Below are 15833 nucleotides of genomic sequence, written 5' to 3' on the forward strand. Positions count from 1 at the left end.
TGCTTTACAGCAAAAAACTCCATGCGAGTTCTGCTTCGCTAAGTGGGGTTTTCTGCAGGAGCAGCGAACGTCGGGAATGCGGGCTGCGGTTGCAGTATGGGAGCTGCACAGTCAACGGCGGCTCTGGGCCGAGTGCGTCGCGCGGAGCTGGCTAACTTGGGTGCGTAATCTGCCGTGCCACCGCATGTCGGCTCTGAGCCCAAATTTCAGATTGCCGCGCGCAGCATGAATGGCCGCTCCCTAACCTGGCAAGGAAATTTCGTGATTGGATTTATGCTTGTCGAAGGTTTTGGTCACATTTTTCCTTGGGCTTGCGAGTTCAGGCCGAATGGTTGCTAAGCTCTGTGCAAGTTGACCGCACCGATGCCTGTTCGCCGTATGGATTGGGCTCCCGCGTGATGTCCTTGCAGTTGCGATAATCGAACTGTCTTCGTTATGTCGCCTGCGCCGCAGTTCTCGAGAGATGCCGATTTCTTCGGCTCCGGGACATATCGATCCGGTCTTCACATCCCGGCGATCACCTTGTCGAGCGTCGCCGGATAGTCCCGCACGCGCACGCCGGTGGCGTCATGGATCGCATTGGTGATCGAGGCCGCCGCACCGCAGATGCCCAGCTCGCCAATCCCCTTGGCCTGAAGCGGATTGGCCCATGGGTCACGCTCCTCCAGCAGGTCCACCGTGATCTGCGGTACATCCGCGTTGACCGCAATATGGTATTCGGCGAGATCGTGATTGACGATATGTCCATCGCGCGGGTCGAAGGCCAATTCTTCGGTCAGCGCCATGCCGATACCCCAGACCATGCCGCCGAGGCATTGCGACCGCGCGGTCTTGGCGTTGAGGATCCGGCCCGCCGAGAACGTGCCGTGCATCCGCCGAACCCGCGTCTCGCCGGTTACGGCGCTGACCGCAACCTCGGCGAAATAGGCGCCGTAGGTCGCTTGGCGGCTCTTCTCGCCCGCCTCGCCCGGTTCGATTTGGCCCTCGGCGGTCAAACTTCCGCCGTCGAGAATATCTTCCAGCGGTGTGGTGGTGTTGTCGAAGATCGCCGCACCGTCCTTCAGCGTCAGCTGGTCGTCTTCGCACCCAAGCCGGCTGCATATCTGCCCGCGAATGTCTTCGCAGGCAAGAAACACAGAAGAACCGCTCGACGCCGCGCCCCAGGACCCGCCGGAGCCGGAGGCGGCTGGCAACCTGGTATCGCCAAGCGTCACCGTCACCCGTTCTACCGGCAGGCCCAGCATCTCGGCGGTGATCTGGGTCAGGATTGCGTATGTCCCGGTGCCCAAATCGGTCATGTCCGTCTCGACCGTCGCCCTGCCCTCCGCGTCCAGCGTCACCCGCGCTCTGGAATCCATCAGCATGTTGACCCGCACCGCCGACGCCATGCCCGTGCCGATGAGCCACTCCCCCTCGCGGATACCGCCGGCCTTGCGATCGGCCCACCCGAACTTCTCCGCTCCACGATCCAGACAATCGGCGAAGCGGCGAGACGAGAACGGCTTGCCGTTCTCGGGATGATCTTCGGGAATATTCCGCTTGCGCAGCTCCACCGGGTCGATCCCCGCCTTATGGGCCAGCTCGTCCATCGCGTTCTCGAGGACGACAATGCCGATGGCCTCGCCCGGTGCGCGGACGGAACCGGCACAGGTGCGGTTGACGCGGGCGAGTTTCTCGCCGATCTCGCGGTTCTCACCGCGATAGAGGAAATGTGTCGCCTGTCCCACCGGCTCTGAAAAGCTCTCGCCCGGCAGGTTGGAGACCAGCGATTCTTGGCCGATCCCCGTCAGCCGACCGTCCGCGTCCGCCGCCAGACGGATACGCTGGCGCGATTCCGACCGGCGCATGACGGCCTCGAACACCTGAGGGCGGGTCAGCGCGACCGAGACGGGACGCTTCAACTGCCTGGCCGCGATCGCCGCCGCCACCGCCTCGGGCGCGATGCCGAGCTTCGAGCCGAAGCCGCCGCCGACATAGGGAGACAGGATGCGGATGTTTTCCGGGTCGATCCCGAGGCTGTCGGCCAGTTCGTTACGGTTGTACTTCAGCATCTGATAGCTGCCGCGCAAGGTCAGGCTATCGCCCTCCCATTCTGCGATAGAGGCATGCGGCTCCATAGCGGCGCTGTTATGGCCGGGGGTGCGGTAGGTGACATCGACGCTGTACGCGGCGTCCTCCATCGCTTTCTCCAGATCGCCTTGGCTGGTGCCGTCGGGGCTTTCGACTTCGGTACCGTCCGCTTCGGGATCGACCGCCGCCGTCTCGCCCTCGATCTCGATCACCAGGGACTGCGCGCCGTGCCGGGCCTGCTCGAACGTATCGGCCACGACCAAGGCGATGGGCTGGCCGAAGTAAGCCACCTCGGACGGGTTTTGCACCGGGGCCTCGTTGGCGGTGCCCTGCGCGGGATTGCGCAGCATACGTTCGTCGGTGATGACAGCGAGCACGCCGTCCATCGCCTCGACAGCCTCCGCATCCACGCGCGAGACGCGGCCCTTTGCAGCCGTTGCGCGAACGAGCACGCCATGGGCGAGGTTGTCGACGGCGTATTCGTTGGCGTAGGTGGCGCGCCCCGAAACCTTGAGCGGACCATCGGGGCGGTCGAGCGGCTGGCCGATCACACCTTGCGCCATGTCATCGAGGCGATTGCGGTTGTCGGGTTCGTCCATCTTCAGATGCGTGGTCATTTGGTGGCCTCCTCCAGCACGGCAATCAGCGTGCGGCGCGCGAGCGGTATCTTGAAATCGTTGCCGCCATGACCAGTGGCGTCTTCCAGCAGGATGTCGGCGGCCTCTTCCAACAGGGCGGCGGAAGGCTCGGCGCCGACCAGCGCGCGGTCCAGTGCATCGTTGCGCCACGGGCGCGGGGCGAGACCGCCGAAGGCAAGTGCCGCATGGGCGATCTTGCCGTCCTCCATCCCGATCACGGCGGCGACCGAGACCAGCGCGAAGGCATAGGACGCCCGGTCGCGCACCTTGCGGTAGATCTGCGTCGATGCGACGGGCGCGGGCAGGGTCACGGCGGTGATAAGCTCATCGGGTTTCAGCACGGTCTCATGCTGCGGGGTGTCTCCGGGCAGCCGGTAGAAATCGTCCAGCTGGATGCTGCGCGCGCCGTCCTCCCCTTCGACTTCGACCACCGCCTTCAGCGCCAGCATGGCCACCGCCATGTCGCTGGGATGGGTGGCGATGCAATGTTCGCTCGCGCCCAGGATCGCGTGGATGCGGTTGAAGCCCTCCATCGCCGCACAGCCGCTGCCGGGGTCGCGTTTGTTGCAGGGCATCGCGGTGTCGTAGAAGTAATAACAGCGGGTGCGCTGCAGCAGATTGCCGCCCGTTGTCGCCTTGTTGCGAAGCTGTCCGCTCGCCCCGGCCAGCAGCGCCTTGGCCAGCACGGGGTAGTCCCGCCGCACCGTCTTATCTGCGGCCAGGTCGCTGTTCGTCACGAGTGCGCCGATGCGCAATCCGTCGCCCGAGACAGTGATCTGCCCGAGATCAAGCCGGTTGATGTCCACCAGCGTCTCGGGGGCCATCACCTCCAGCTTCATCAGGTCCAGCAGGTTGGTGCCGCCCGCGATGATCGTGGCTCCACTGGCCGCCGCACCGATGGCATCTTCCGCCGAGGCGGCGCGCTTGTAATCGAACGGTTTCATTGCTTGTCCTTCCAGACCTCGCGGATGGCGTCGACGATGTTGGGATAGGCGGAGCAGCGGCAGAGATTGCCGCTCATCCGTTCCGAAATCTCGGCGTCGGTCAGTTCCGGCGCAGAGGTCACGTCGTCGGTAACATGGCTTGGCCAGCCCGCTTTCGCCTCTTCCAGCATCGCGGTGGCCGAGCAGATCTGCCCGGGCGTGCAATAGCCGCACTGATAGCCGTCATGCGTAACAAAGGCGCGCTGCAGGGGCGAAAGGTCACCCGGCTCGCCAAGCCCTTCGATCGTCGTGATCTCGTCGCCGTCATGCATGCAGGCAAGCGTCAGGCACGAATTGATCCGCCGGCCGTTCACCAGCACGGTGCAGGCCCCGCATTGTCCATGATCGCAGCCTTTCTTGGTACCGGTCAGCCGAAGATGCGTCCGCAACGCATCGAGCAGGGTCGTGCGCGGATCGGCGTCGAGCGTGCGAGCTTCGCCGTTGATCGTCAGGTCGGTTTTCATTTTCTCACCCACGCAGAAACGCGATCAGGTCAGCATTCAGCTGGTCGGTGTGGGTGGCGAAGAAGCCGTGCGGCGCGCCGTCGTATTCCTTTAGCTCGGCTCCGTCGATCTGCTCTGCCGCCGCGCGTCCCGCCGTGTCGATCGGCACGGTCTGGTCCGCGGTGCCGTGGATCACGAGGGTGGGCACACTGAACGCCGCCACGTCAGGCCGGAAATCGGTCCTGCCGAACGCGTCGACACAGTCGATGGTCGCCTTCTCGCTGGCCTGCATCGCCAGATCGTGGGTCCATTGCAGCACCTCGTCCGACACGCCGCCGCCCGAGCTGCCCTGGCCGTAGAAATCCTTGGCGAAATCCTTGAGGAAAGCCGAGCGGTCGTCGCGCAACCCCTGCTTCATCTCCTCGAAAGTTTCCGCGGGAACGCCATCGGGATTATCGTCGGTCTTGAGCATGAAGGGCGTCACGGCAGAGACCAGCGCGGCTTTCGAGACATTGCGGCCACCGTGGCGCGACATGTATCTGGCCACTTCGCCGCCGCCCATCGAGAACCCGACAAGGGCAGCGTCGCGCGCGTCCGTTTCCTTCATCACCGCCGCCAGGTCGTCGGTCATGGTGTCGTAGTCGTAGCCGCCGCCTGCATGCTCAGAATGGCCGAAGCCCCGGCGGCAATGGGCGATCACCCGAAAGCCCGCCTCGGTCAGCGCGGTGATCTGCCATTTCCACATTTCGTGGCCCAGCGGCCAGCCGTGGATCAGAACGACGTCGGGGCCGTCGCCTTCGACATGGATATGGAATTTCGTTCCGTCATTCGCGGTGGTGTGGGGCATCGGTTGTTTTCCCTGTTTGAGAGCTTTGTCGCGCGCGATGTCAGGTCGCGCGGCCCTGACAAGCGCGACACTCCGATCCGGGGTCCGGCCGGAATGCCGCGCCGGGCGTCAGACGGCGCTGCGCTGATGGCGGCCCTCTTTCACTTCCTCGATGATCTTGGCGCAGAAGGCGTCGAGATCGCCGGGGTTGCGTGAGGTGATGAGCGCCTGGTCGACGACAACCTCGCTGTCTTCCCACTTGCCGCCCGCGTTCTTCACGTCTGTCTGGATCGAATGATAAGAGGTTACGTTGCGCCCCTCGACCACACCCGCCTCGACCAGCAGCCAGGGCGCGTGGCAGACCGCTGCCAGCGTCTTGCCCGAATTGAAGAAGTCGTGCACGAACCTGACGGCCTTCTCGTTTGTCCGCAGTATGTCGGGATTGATCTGCCCGCCGGGCAGAACGAGGGCGTCGAAATCCTCGACCCGGGCATCATCGAGGGAAAGATCGACATCGATGCTTTCGCCCCAGTCGTCCTTGTCCCATCCCTTGATGGAGCCGCTCTCGGGCGAGATCACGATGACGGTTGCGCCCGCCTCTTCCAGCTGGCGCTTCGGTTCGAACAGTTCGGACTGCTCGAAACCGTTGGTGGACAGAATTGCGATCTTTGCGTCTTTCATGTCGGTCATGACGGTTTCCTCCGTTCAGTTCAGATGCATCGTGTCAGCATCGATCCCGCGCCTATCGGACCCTTTCCGGGCACTGTCGCAAAGGAGCGGGAGGCCGGGGACCAACGCGATTCCGGCAATCAGCCGGAACCTAAGGGCACCCTCACCACAATACTGGAACGATCGTTCCGCATTGCCCCAACGGTCCGATGCTCCCGAAAGTTCCCCTGGCGGAAGAATTTAGTCGAGTATCGCCTCGCCGGTCGTCAGCAGTTTGCTGATCTCCGCCTCGCCCATTCCCGTCTTGCGCATCAGCGTCGCGCCGTAGGCGAGCGAGATCAGCGCACGCGCTCTGGCGTCGGCTTCGGAATCCGCTCCGCCGCCCTGATGCCGAATGATGAGCGTTGCCAGCAGATTTTCAATCCGGTCGCCCTGTTCCTGAGCGATGGCGCGCACGTGTTCGTCATGGGGGGCCAGTTCGGTGATGCAATTGACGAGAAGACAACCGTTTGTGCCGCCGACATTTGCAATCGACACAAGCATGGCATGAATGGCCTCCCGCGCTGTCACGGCCTCCCCGGCAATCCCGGCCAACCTGTCCCTGTTGATGTCGCAGTAATGCCGGATTGCGGACAAGAGCAGGTCATGCTTCGATCCGAACTCGTCGTAGAAACTGGACCGGCTGAGACCTGTTGCGTCAAGCAGGTCGCCGACCGATGTGCCTTCGAAGCCCTTTTTCCAAAAAACTTCCATCGCGGCAACCAGCGCTGTTGCGGTATCGAAGCCCTTCGGTCGACCTGGCCGCGCGACCGATCCCGCCGTTGCTTCGCCTGGCTCCCGCGCACTCATTTCATCTACCCTGCCAGGGCTGTTGACCTCGTTCTGTCAGGATAACCCAGCGCGGATTCCATATCGACATATATCTGAGACCTTTCGAAATCGGTCCGAGCGCGCAGAAAACCTCCATCACCGGGTCGAGCTTCGCCTCCGAGCGATGAGCATCAGAACATCGGCCGCTTCACAAAGCCTGGGCAGATACTGGAGACGATTGGTGTGTTGATTGAGGAGCTTGAGAAAACGACGCTGACCAAAGCGGAGGACCACATGCGTTTGCGGTACTTGAAAAACATCGCTTTCGATTTGATCGCCAAAGAAGTCCGCTCCGTCCCGCACAGCAGACCTTGTCCGTCTGAAAATGTTGCACGACGCGCGAACGACCGTTTCGGTGAAGCTGCGCCGCGGCGTGATCACCCAGTCCCAACGGCGGCTCTGGGCCGAGGGTGTATGGAAACTCTGTCCGATTGGACTTCGCGGCCGGAAGTTAATGCGCCGCGACGGTCATGAGCCTTGCTGGGGATGCGGGCAAGCGGATGGCTATCAGGTGGGGATAGCTTCGATCAGCCGCCGGATACCGATCTGAGCGATGACCCGCTTGATGTTATAGGCCAGCACGTTCAGCGCCATCTCGGTTCTGACATTTTTCAGCCTCCGCGTCAGGAAATGGGTCGTCCCCATCCAGGCCTTGATGGTGCCGAATGGATGTTAGACCGTTGAACGCCGCAGTGTCATCGGATCAGGATCGCTGCGCAGGCGCTCGCGCATGGCGTCGACCAGACGCTCATGTTCCCATCGGGTGATCCGGCGTTCCTTAGCGCTGGTGCATCGGGTTTGCAGCGGGCAGTGCTGACATTCGTTGATCCAGTAACGCCGGACCTGCAGGCCGCCTTCCTCGCGCGTGTAGCGATAGACCAGATCTTCGCCTGCCGGGCAGACATAGACATCGCGGGCAGGCTCATAGGCGAAGTCGGCCTTCACATACATGCCCTTGATGCGGTTCCCCGAGGTTTCCGGCCGGGGCACGGTCACAGTGATCCCATCTCTGTCGCAGGCGAGGATCTGCGCACCGCTGAAATAGCCCTTGTCCGCAATGACGTGCAGATCATCCCGTCCGAGGGCGCCTTTGGCAGCCATTGACATCGGGTGCAACTGGTCGCGATCGTAACCCTGATTGGTGACCTCGTGGGCAACGATGATATGGGTGTCGGTATCCACCGCGCTCTGGGCGTTGTAGCCAACCAGCCCGCTGAGCCGGGCACTGGTCGCCATGGCCCGGGCGTCGGGATCGGTCAGCGATATCTGGCCATCCGGCGCATCGGCGAGGGCCTTGTCCATCGCCTTCAGCCGGGCGATTTCCTGCCGGATGCGGCCATAGCGGTGGGCCAGATGGCTGACCCTTTCGGTCCGCACCTCGCCCTCTTCCTGCCGGTCGATGCGCACCATCTCGTCGATATAGTGTTCGACATCGGCTTCCAGATGGGCGAGGCGGCTGGCGATCTTTCCCTTGGTAAAGTTGCGATCACGGTTGTTGACCGCCTTGAATTTGCTGCCGTCGATGGCGATGCAATCGCCCTTCAGAACCCCGATCCGCCGGCAGAGATCCACGAACTGCGCACAGGTCTTGCGAATTGCCGGCCCGTTATCACGCCGGAAATCGGCGATGGTCTTGTGGTCGGGCACCAGTTTGCCGGTCAGCCACATCACCTCGACATTGCGTCCTGCTTCCCGCTCCAGCCGGCGGCTCGACGGGATCCGGTTCAGATAGCCATAGATGAAAAGCTTCAGCAAAACCCCAGGATGATAGCCGGGGCGACCGGTCCGCGCTGGCGCCGCGCGGACAAACCCAAGGGTCGGAAGATCGAGTTCCTCGACAAACAAATCGACAACGCGGACAAGGTGATCCTCACCGATCCAGTCCTCAATTCGCTCTGGAAACAGTGCTGTCTGATCGCGCTGAATACCCTCGATAAAACCTGCCATACCCGTCTCCTGCAACCTCGCGGAAGTTTACCACGCGACAGAGTTTCCACACACCCTCGGCCGAAGACGTCGATACAGTGGTGGCTCCCTCGTGATGGAGCTGCCGCGCCGCCGCATGTCGGCTCTGAGCCCGTTTTGCTCAATTTCTGCTATGTAGCGAATGGCTGCTCTCGCCGCACTGGCATCAAACTTCAAGACCGTTTTGAGTTTGAGCAACGAGCTTATTGTAACGGCGATCAAGGCGATTGGCGTTTGTGCGAAAAATGTATTTTAGCGGACCGAGTGCTATGTAGATTTGAAAAGCTTACCGCGACGCCTTTTGCAGAAGCCCGATGAGCTCACCGAACTTTGCACGCTGCTCTTCTGGATCGCCACTCTGGATGGCGGTCTCGACGCAATGCTCTGCATGGTTCTCCAGGATGAGCTTTTCGACACCAAGGAGCGCAGACCGGATTGCGGCTGTCTGCGCAAGAATATCCATGCAGTAGCGGTCAGCCTCGACCATGCCAGCCACGCCCCGCACTTGGCCTTCCAGACGGGAAAGCCGATCCAGTGTCTTGTCCTTGTTTGCCTTCACGTGTCGCGTCTCCCTGCCTTTTGGAACCTGCCGCGGACTATCTTGTTATATACCCCATATGGGTATATAAACAAGGCAGGAAATGGCATACCAGGAGGACACTACAATGGATTCACACGGCACGCATCACCATAGCAAAAGCGGCAAAGGCAGCGGCTATGGCCGGTTCTTCGCTATGATCGGCACCTCGACGGTTGTGATGTTTGGCCTGATGTATCTCAACACCTACGCCCTCGATCACGTCTTCTTCTCGCAGACCCGGATGTGGATGGCGCTCTACATGGGCGGGATGATGGCGATCATCATGCTCGCTTTCATGCTGGGCATGTATTCCAACCGGAAAGCCAACATCGCGATTTTCGCGGGCGCAGCCATCGCCTTCGTCGCCGGGGTTTATCTTGTCCGGTCTCAGGACACCGTTGGCGATGTCGCCTGGATGAAGGCGATGATCCCGCACCACTCGATCGCGATCCTGACCAGCGAACGGGCCAACATTTCCGACCCGCGCGTCCGCGAGCTGGCCGATGCGATCATCGAGGCGCAGCGCGGCGAGATCGCGGAAATGAAGCGATACATCGCGGATATCGAGGCCAACGAGGACGCTGCCCCCGGCACTCCCCGCATCGAAGAAGGGAACTGAGCAATGATGAATGGTGAAATGCACGAAGGTACAGGCTGGATAATGATGGGCGGCATGGGACTGATCGCCCTGCTGTTCATCGCCTTTCTGATCACCGGTATCGTTTATTTTGTCCGCAACTCTCGCTGACGCTGATCGCAAGGAGATTATGAAATGCCAAAGGACACCCGCGACTTTGCCGACGTAACAACCGATCCCGCCACCGCCGCGATCGGGAAAACAGCTGTTCTCTACCGCATGGCTCTGCCGAACCATCTGTGCCCGGCAGGGCAAAAGGCACGCTGGCTTCTGGACCGCAATGGGTTCAAGGTCGATGACCGGCTATTCCGCGAACGGTCAGAAGTCGATGCGTTCAAGGAAGAATACGACGTTCCCACCACACCGCAGGTCTGGATCGACGGCGAGCGCGTCGGTGGCTATGATGCCCTACGCCAGCAGCTCACCGACTACGATCCGAAGGCCACGACCTACAAACCGGTGATCTACCTCTTCGCCGTGGCCGCCGCGACGGCGCTCGCGCTGTCCATTGGCTTCCTCGGCACGATCACATGGCAAACGCTCGGCTGGTTCATCTCGGTCTCGATGATCCTTTTGGGGATGCAGAAGCTCCGCGACATCGAAAGCTTCACGACGATGTTCCTCAACTACGATCTGTTGGCGCGAAAGTGGGTGCCATACGCCTATGTCTATCCGTGGGTTGAGACGGGGGCGGGTATTCTGATGACGGGTATGTTGTTGACCCCGCTTGCTGCTCCTGCGGCGCTCTTCATTGCAACGGTGGGCGCGATCAGCGTGTTCAAAGCCGTATACATCGACAAACGAGAGTTGAAATGTGCCTGTCTGGGCGGCAACTCGAACGTGCCTCTGGGTTTCGTAAGCCTGACGGAAAACCTGATGATGATGGGCATGGGCCTCTGGATGTTGGGGATGTGGTTCGCAGCCTGAAACGTCCTCCACCGTTCCTCTCGGAAATCGACATAAACAGGAGAACTCGAAAATGAACATCATCAAGACCGCCCTCGCAACTACCATTGCGGCGTTGGCATTTTCCGCACCAGCTTGGGCACAGGATGCCGGGTTCGAGCCCCCCGAACAGTGCACCGAAGTTTCTGCTATGGAGGAAATGGATCATTCGGCGATGGGTCACGACGATCCCGCTTACAACGCGCGGTCGGAGAGTGACGATCATGATGCCATGCCAGAGCACGTGCAGGAGAATATGCGCAGAATGGCAATTACCATGCCCGCGATGGAGGAAGGTATGATGCGTGAAGATGCCGACGTGGCATTCGCCTGCGCAATGATTGCCCACCATCAGGGCGCAATCGACATGGCGCAGGTGCTGCTTGAACATGGTGACGACCCGCATATGATCGAACTTGCCGGAGAAATAATCGCCGCGCAGGTCGGTGAAATTGACCGAATGACAGCTTGGCTGGCCGAGAATGCCGAATAGTATGACGCTGGCCGCACGTTCCGGATTTTGCGGCTACTTCTTTAAGGCACCTCCCAAAAACCACCGATGCTGGTGACAAAAAGGTACGGGTTTGGGCCCATACTGCGCTGTGGAGAAGGTCCGGAACAAGGCCAAAGTTCCGGACTCGCTGCGCAGTGGCGAATGTCGGTTTCCGGTTCGCACGTCAGCTTTTCCGCCAGATCACTCGGTTTCTGACAGATCACTCCGCGCATCCCGGATGATCATCCATGACGAATGCAGGAACAGCCCTGCGATGGCGAAAGCAACGATAAGGTCAGGCCAGGCACTGCCGAGCCAGGCGACCAGTCCGGCAGCGATCACCACGGCGAGGTTGCCGATGGCGTCGTTCCGGGAGAACAGCCATACGGCCCGCATGTTGGCGTCGCCCTTGCGGTGTTTTAGCAGCGGCAGCACCGCAAGAATGTTTACGATCAGCGCGCCCACGGCGAAGGCTCCCATTAACCCGGCCTCTGGTGTCGTCTGATTCAGGACACGCCAGATTGTGCTGCCGACAACGCCAAGCCCCAGAAATCCCAAGAACACGCCCTGGATCATCGCCGACCGCGCCCGCCATGTCAGACTCCAACCGATAGCGAGCAGGCCCAGAAAGGTGATTGCGCCGTCGCCCAAAAAATCCAGGGCATCTGCTTTCAAAGCTTGCGATCCGGACAGGAACCCGCCGAACATCTCGATCACCCCGTAGCCGAGATTGAGCAGGACCACGATCCAGAGCGCGCGGCGATAGCTCGGGTCTTTGTAAGCCGGATCGGACGATGTATCCCCGCTCTTGATCAGCTCAAAGCCATAGCCGGTTGCGTCCAGTGCTGGACGCACTTTCGGCAAGTCGTCTTCGGCGATCCGCAATGTCATGACATGGGTTGCGGCAGACACCTTCACATCGCCTTCAGCCACGCCCGCAGACCGAGCGGCCCGTTCGATCTCGGCGGCATCCTTGGCGCAGTCCATGCCATGCACCCGCATCCGGATCGGCAAAGACGTTGTAGGCAATGTGGTGTTATCTGCTCGGCTCATATGCGATCCTCTTGAAGGTAGCGTGCGAAAGAAGTCGCCGCTAACGTATCAGTGGATAATGATATGACATTGCAAAACATTCAAGACGATCTTTCGGCAGCTGACACCCTTGAGCCGCGGGCAAAGCTCTTCCGGGGTCTCGGCGACCCCAGCCGTCTTGCGATCCTCGATGCGCTACTGTCGGACGAACGCAGCGTGCAGGAAATCGTTACCCAAACAGGGCTTGGTCAGCCCAATGTCTCGAACCATCTGCGCTGCCTTTTGGATTGCGGTCTGGTCAGTCGCAGGAACGAAGGTCGGTTCGTCCGGTATCGCCTTGCGGACAGGCGGATCGCTGATCTCATCCGCGACGCAGATCAACTACTTGCCTCGACAGCCGTAGGGGTCGATGCCTGCCGAAGCTATACGGATTAACCGACGTGTCCTGCTGCAATGTTCTATTGGTGCGCCAGGCCTAAAGCAGCCATTTGCGCAGCCGCAGCAAAATGGCGCTTTGTCCCGCATTGCTGCCGCCCGCCTCACGAAAATGCTGCACCAGCGGTCGAACGGCCGGTTCGGTGAAAGTAACATTGCGGCATCCCGAAATCGCGAAGGGCAGGATTGGGCCGTCAAATTCCGATCCGCGCTTGCGCAGTAGCAGTCTTGTGCAGTTGCGAAGCAAACTCTGTTGTGGGCGCGGTCAGGTCTATCGTTCTAAACGAAATAGGGTGTCCTTGAATAACCAGGGTTTCGTCAACGCTGCCGCCAACTTGCGGATGGAGCAGAATTCCTTCCGAGGTCAGACTGGGAGGCTGCTCCATGTGTTCCTGTGTACGCAAATATGCATACATCTGGTATAGATACCCGCTTCGCAAGATTTCGTCCCTGTGGTTCGATCTGGTCAGAATTCGGGTGAACTTGGTGTCGATGACCACGTGACGTTCGGTTTCGGGATGGGTCAGTTCGATGTCGGTCTGCATGCCAGGAAGGATCGCGGACAGGCCTGGGGTTGTGCCGGACACAGGCCAAGCGAGGCGTCGCCCCTGGGCAATGGACCACCCCTCTGGCTTCAGGGCTATACGGAGCGCATTGCCGATGGCGCGTTCGAAGAGACGGCGGATCAGGTGCTCGGTCGTCTCATCACCGGGCTGTAGCGAGGCCCCTTTGGTTTCGGTCGGTATCGTCCCATCGAAGACCATCCGGGCAAGTGCCACCATCATTCTGTCCGCATTCTCGTTCCTGCCTATCTGGTCGGTCGCCAGTTCGGCGCGAGAGGGCCTGCGCGCCGAGACGCCCGCGCGCGCGAAATCCGCCGCGAGGCTGCGACAACGATGTCCGGTCTCCCGGGCGGAGACTCGGGCAGAGAGACGTTCAAGCGCAGCGCGAACCAGCCTGTTTCGCGGCGTGTCCATGACATGCTCTTCGAACCGGCAGGCGATCTGACCGCGCTCCATGAGCTGGCCCGCCTCTGTCGCCAGCATGTCGATGCGACCGCGTACACGCGGCAGAACTGCTGTCCGCGCCTGGTAGCCACGGCTCAGGTTGCGGTGAAGTCGATCTTCGACCACGTGGGCCATCAGGCGGCCGATGAGATCCGGCAAGTCCTGGGCCTGCTCGACATCGCGCTCGAATCGACCCTGGAGTTGAACGAGATCCGCGGCATAGAGAAACAAGATCCAGATGTTGCGAAGCGGAATCTCGGAGGCCATCAGAGCCCGTCGCGCAGCCGCGCCTTTGCTTCGGCAGCCCTCTCGGGCGCATCAAACCAGTATTCGTCGAGCAGCGGTCCGATCTCCGTTTCTATCACGTCGTTGAACCAGCCCTTCGGATCGGCCAGCGGCTCGGTTGGCGTGATGTAGGAGTGGCCGACGCGGAACTGCTGACCTAGAGTCCTGTCGCCGGATATCTCGTCGTTCAGCGCCGTCATGCGCGCCCGGATCAGATCCACCATGTCGCTGTCGAGCCCGCGATCCGCGCACCATGCGGCCCAGGAATCGTTCAGCATGGGCTCGAGCGAGATGAAGGCGAAGCGCCGCCGAAGCGCCAGATCTACGAGTGCCAGCGAGCGGTCGGCCACGTTCATCGTACCGATGATGTAGAGATTGTCCGGGACATGCACGCGCTCGCCTGGCTGTTTTCGGTAGGCGAGCTCGATCGCGTCAGCGCGGCTGCGCTTGGTGTTCTCGAGTAGTGTCAGCATCTCGCCGAAGACCTGAGCCGGGTTGCCGCGATTGATCTCCTCGATGATGAGTAAATGCGCGATGTCGGGCTGGGCGCGGGCGGCCTCCACCACCTGCAGGAACACACCGTCGGTGATCACAAGACCCGCTGAGCTGGGCCGATAGCCTCGCACGAAATCCTCGTAAGAGAGCGACGGATGGAACTGGACCGAGCGCAGTTGCTCGGGCTTCGGCGTGCGTCGCCCGATCAGCGCCTTTGCCAGGCGCTTCGCGAGCCAAGTTTTGCCGGTGCCTGGCGCACCCTGAAGGATCAGGTTCTTCTTATCCTCCAAGCGTGCAATCAGTTTCGCGAGCGCGCCACGCGACAAGAACCCGCCCTCGGCAATGATGTCGTCGATGCCATAGGGCTCGATCGGAGGCGCATCTGTCTCGCCGTCCGCCTGCTCCTCCTCCTCGATCAGGGTGAGGGGTTCGAGGTCCTCGGCGTACTTTTCGGCCCAGTAGGGATGCGCCAGGAACCGTGCCAGGTCCTGGTTTTCTCCGTCGAAGGCGAATGCCACCAGTTGCCTCGCCATGTCGTCGTCCTCAAAGCGCGCCCTGGCGACAGTCGTGCGGTAGGTATAAAAGAACCACTCGCGTGGCGGGTCGACTTCTTCCCAGGCGACATCGACAGTCTTCCCGTCCCCCGGATTGCCAGTAATCGTGCCAATCGCCTTGATGCGCATGGCGCTGACCGGTCGCCCTCGGTTCTCGAACGGCACATCGTTCTTGCGCGTGTAAGTCGCCTTGATCGCGATCCGGTCGCCCTGCTTCATCTGTTTCACGAGATGTGAGAACTTGTCGTCATAGCCATTCTGCCAGATGCCTTCACCAAGGAAGCGTGGGGTCTGGTCGCCTTCGTCCCATGCTGCACCGACGAACCAGTAGTTGATGCCTTCCGGGACGATATCGCCCTCCGGTGCCTGGTCTTCGTCTTCATCAGCCTTGAGTGCTGCATGCTCTTGTCTGAAGATCTCGACGGCGAGGTCATCCGTCATTTCGATGGAACCACCCGCATCGGTCAGGGCCCAAATGCCGCGCTTCGGGGAATAGAGGTAGCCGGCCTTAACAAGGTAGAACCGTGCCCAGGCAACCCGATTGTTGAACTTCGGCTGCCCGTTTTTGTTGGTCTGGTTCAGGAAGTCGTCCGGTACTTCATGTCGCTGCGCGATTTCTTGGAAGACCTGTTTCGGGCGCGCCCGCCCCCCAAGATCGCGCAAGACCTCAAGGACCGGCGCGAAGTAGCTGACGAACTGCGGAACGCCTTCAATTTTCTGCTCGAAAAGTTTCACACCTGTCCCCGGGTTTTTCAGGAAATTCCGACCAGTACACCCGATGGCTGAGATCTTTGCAATTGGGTCGGGACTTCGGGTTTCCTCGATTACCTACTGCTGACCTTCGCGTATCCAATTTTTCTGCGCGATGTCACGAAAGGCCGGTTCGGGGAACTGCGTTGCAGCGAT

Annotated in this window: 15 protein-coding genes and 1 pseudogene; 5 read left to right on the top strand and 11 right to left on the bottom strand. The window is 60.9% G+C overall.

What is annotated here, in order from left to right; translation table 11 throughout:
* Positions 1–503: 503 nt before the first annotated feature.
* The 8 genes and pseudogenes from PAF18_RS16580 to PAF18_RS16615 form a co-directional block, all read right to left on the bottom strand.
* Positions 504–2687 carry a xanthine dehydrogenase family protein molybdopterin-binding subunit gene (locus PAF18_RS16580; protein WP_271118299.1) on the bottom strand — a complete coding sequence of 728 codons (2184 nt, stop codon included), beginning with the start codon at positions 2685–2687 and terminating at the stop codon, positions 504–506.
* On the bottom strand, positions 2684–3652 hold the full coding sequence (locus PAF18_RS16585; protein WP_271118300.1) for an FAD binding domain-containing protein: 969 nt from the start codon (positions 3650–3652) through the stop codon (positions 2684–2686). The genes PAF18_RS16580 and PAF18_RS16585 overlap by 4 nt, the downstream gene beginning before the upstream one ends.
* The gene (locus PAF18_RS16590; protein WP_271118301.1) at positions 3649–4155 is read right to left on the bottom strand and encodes a 2Fe-2S iron-sulfur cluster-binding protein; all 507 of its coding nucleotides are present in this window, start codon (positions 4153–4155) and stop codon (positions 3649–3651) included. The genes PAF18_RS16585 and PAF18_RS16590 overlap by 4 nt, the downstream gene beginning before the upstream one ends.
* Before the next feature lie 4 nt (positions 4156–4159).
* A complete protein-coding gene (locus PAF18_RS16595) occupies positions 4160–4981 on the bottom strand; it encodes an alpha/beta fold hydrolase (RefSeq protein ID WP_271118302.1) in 822 nt (273 codons plus the stop codon).
* Between the two features lie 108 nt (positions 4982–5089).
* Positions 5090–5650 carry a type 1 glutamine amidotransferase domain-containing protein gene (locus tag PAF18_RS16600; protein ID WP_271118303.1) on the bottom strand — a complete coding sequence of 187 codons (561 nt, stop codon included), beginning with the start codon at positions 5648–5650 and terminating at the stop codon, positions 5090–5092.
* A gap of 219 nt (positions 5651–5869) precedes the next feature.
* On the bottom strand, positions 5870–6382 hold the full coding sequence (locus PAF18_RS16605) for a TetR/AcrR family transcriptional regulator (protein ID WP_271118304.1): 513 nt from the start codon (positions 6380–6382) through the stop codon (positions 5870–5872).
* A 624-nt stretch (positions 6383–7006) separates the two neighbouring features.
* A pseudogene (locus PAF18_RS16610) lies at positions 7007–8446 on the bottom strand (IS1182 family transposase).
* Between the two features lie 304 nt (positions 8447–8750).
* The gene (locus tag PAF18_RS16615; RefSeq protein ID WP_209059942.1) at positions 8751–9023 is read right to left on the bottom strand and encodes a metal-sensitive transcriptional regulator; all 273 of its coding nucleotides are present in this window, start codon (positions 9021–9023) and stop codon (positions 8751–8753) included.
* 106 nt (positions 9024–9129) lie between these two features.
* Between PAF18_RS16615 and PAF18_RS16620 the strand changes: the two genes are divergently transcribed.
* From PAF18_RS16620 to PAF18_RS16635, 4 genes are read left to right on the top strand one after another with little or no spacing between them, the layout of a single operon-like run.
* On the top strand, positions 9130–9663 hold the full coding sequence (locus PAF18_RS16620) for a DUF305 domain-containing protein (protein WP_247740555.1): 534 nt from the start codon (positions 9130–9132) through the stop codon (positions 9661–9663).
* 3 nt (positions 9664–9666) lie between these two features.
* On the top strand, positions 9667–9792 hold the full coding sequence (locus PAF18_RS16625; protein ID WP_271118305.1) for a hypothetical protein: 126 nt from the start codon (positions 9667–9669) through the stop codon (positions 9790–9792).
* A 24-nt stretch (positions 9793–9816) separates the two neighbouring features.
* Positions 9817–10608 (top strand): glutaredoxin, encoded by a 792-nt coding sequence (locus PAF18_RS16630; RefSeq protein WP_209059940.1) that lies wholly within the window; start codon positions 9817–9819, stop codon positions 10606–10608.
* Positions 10609–10660: 52 nt separating this feature from the next.
* Entirely contained in the window at positions 10661–11119 is a 459-nt protein-coding gene (locus PAF18_RS16635; RefSeq protein WP_271118306.1) for a DUF305 domain-containing protein, read from the top strand.
* A 201-nt stretch (positions 11120–11320) separates the two neighbouring features.
* On the opposite strand, the gene PAF18_RS16640 is transcribed toward PAF18_RS16635, so the two are convergent.
* A complete protein-coding gene (locus tag PAF18_RS16640; RefSeq protein ID WP_038068544.1) occupies positions 11321–12172 on the bottom strand; it encodes a cation diffusion facilitator family transporter in 852 nt (283 codons plus the stop codon).
* Between the two features lie 63 nt (positions 12173–12235).
* Between PAF18_RS16640 and PAF18_RS16645 the strand changes: the two genes are divergently transcribed.
* Positions 12236–12586, top strand: coding sequence for an ArsR/SmtB family transcription factor (locus tag PAF18_RS16645; protein ID WP_014132722.1), 351 nt, complete (start codon positions 12236–12238; stop codon positions 12584–12586).
* 194 nt (positions 12587–12780) lie between these two features.
* On the opposite strand, the gene mcrC is transcribed toward PAF18_RS16645, so the two are convergent.
* Both mcrC and PAF18_RS16655 read right to left on the bottom strand, forming a co-directional pair.
* The gene (gene mcrC, locus PAF18_RS16650; protein ID WP_271109847.1) at positions 12781–13860 is read right to left on the bottom strand and encodes a 5-methylcytosine-specific restriction endonuclease system specificity protein McrC; all 1080 of its coding nucleotides are present in this window, start codon (positions 13858–13860) and stop codon (positions 12781–12783) included.
* Positions 13860–15662, bottom strand: a complete 1803-nt coding sequence (locus PAF18_RS16655; protein ID WP_350135618.1) for an AAA family ATPase — start codon at positions 15660–15662, stop codon at positions 13860–13862. The genes mcrC and PAF18_RS16655 overlap by 1 nt, the downstream gene beginning before the upstream one ends.
* Positions 15663–15833 lie beyond the last annotated feature (171 nt).

It is taken from the genome of Paracoccus sediminicola (assembly GCF_027912835.1).
GTDB lineage: Bacteria > Pseudomonadota > Alphaproteobacteria > Rhodobacterales > Rhodobacteraceae > Paracoccus > Paracoccus sediminicola.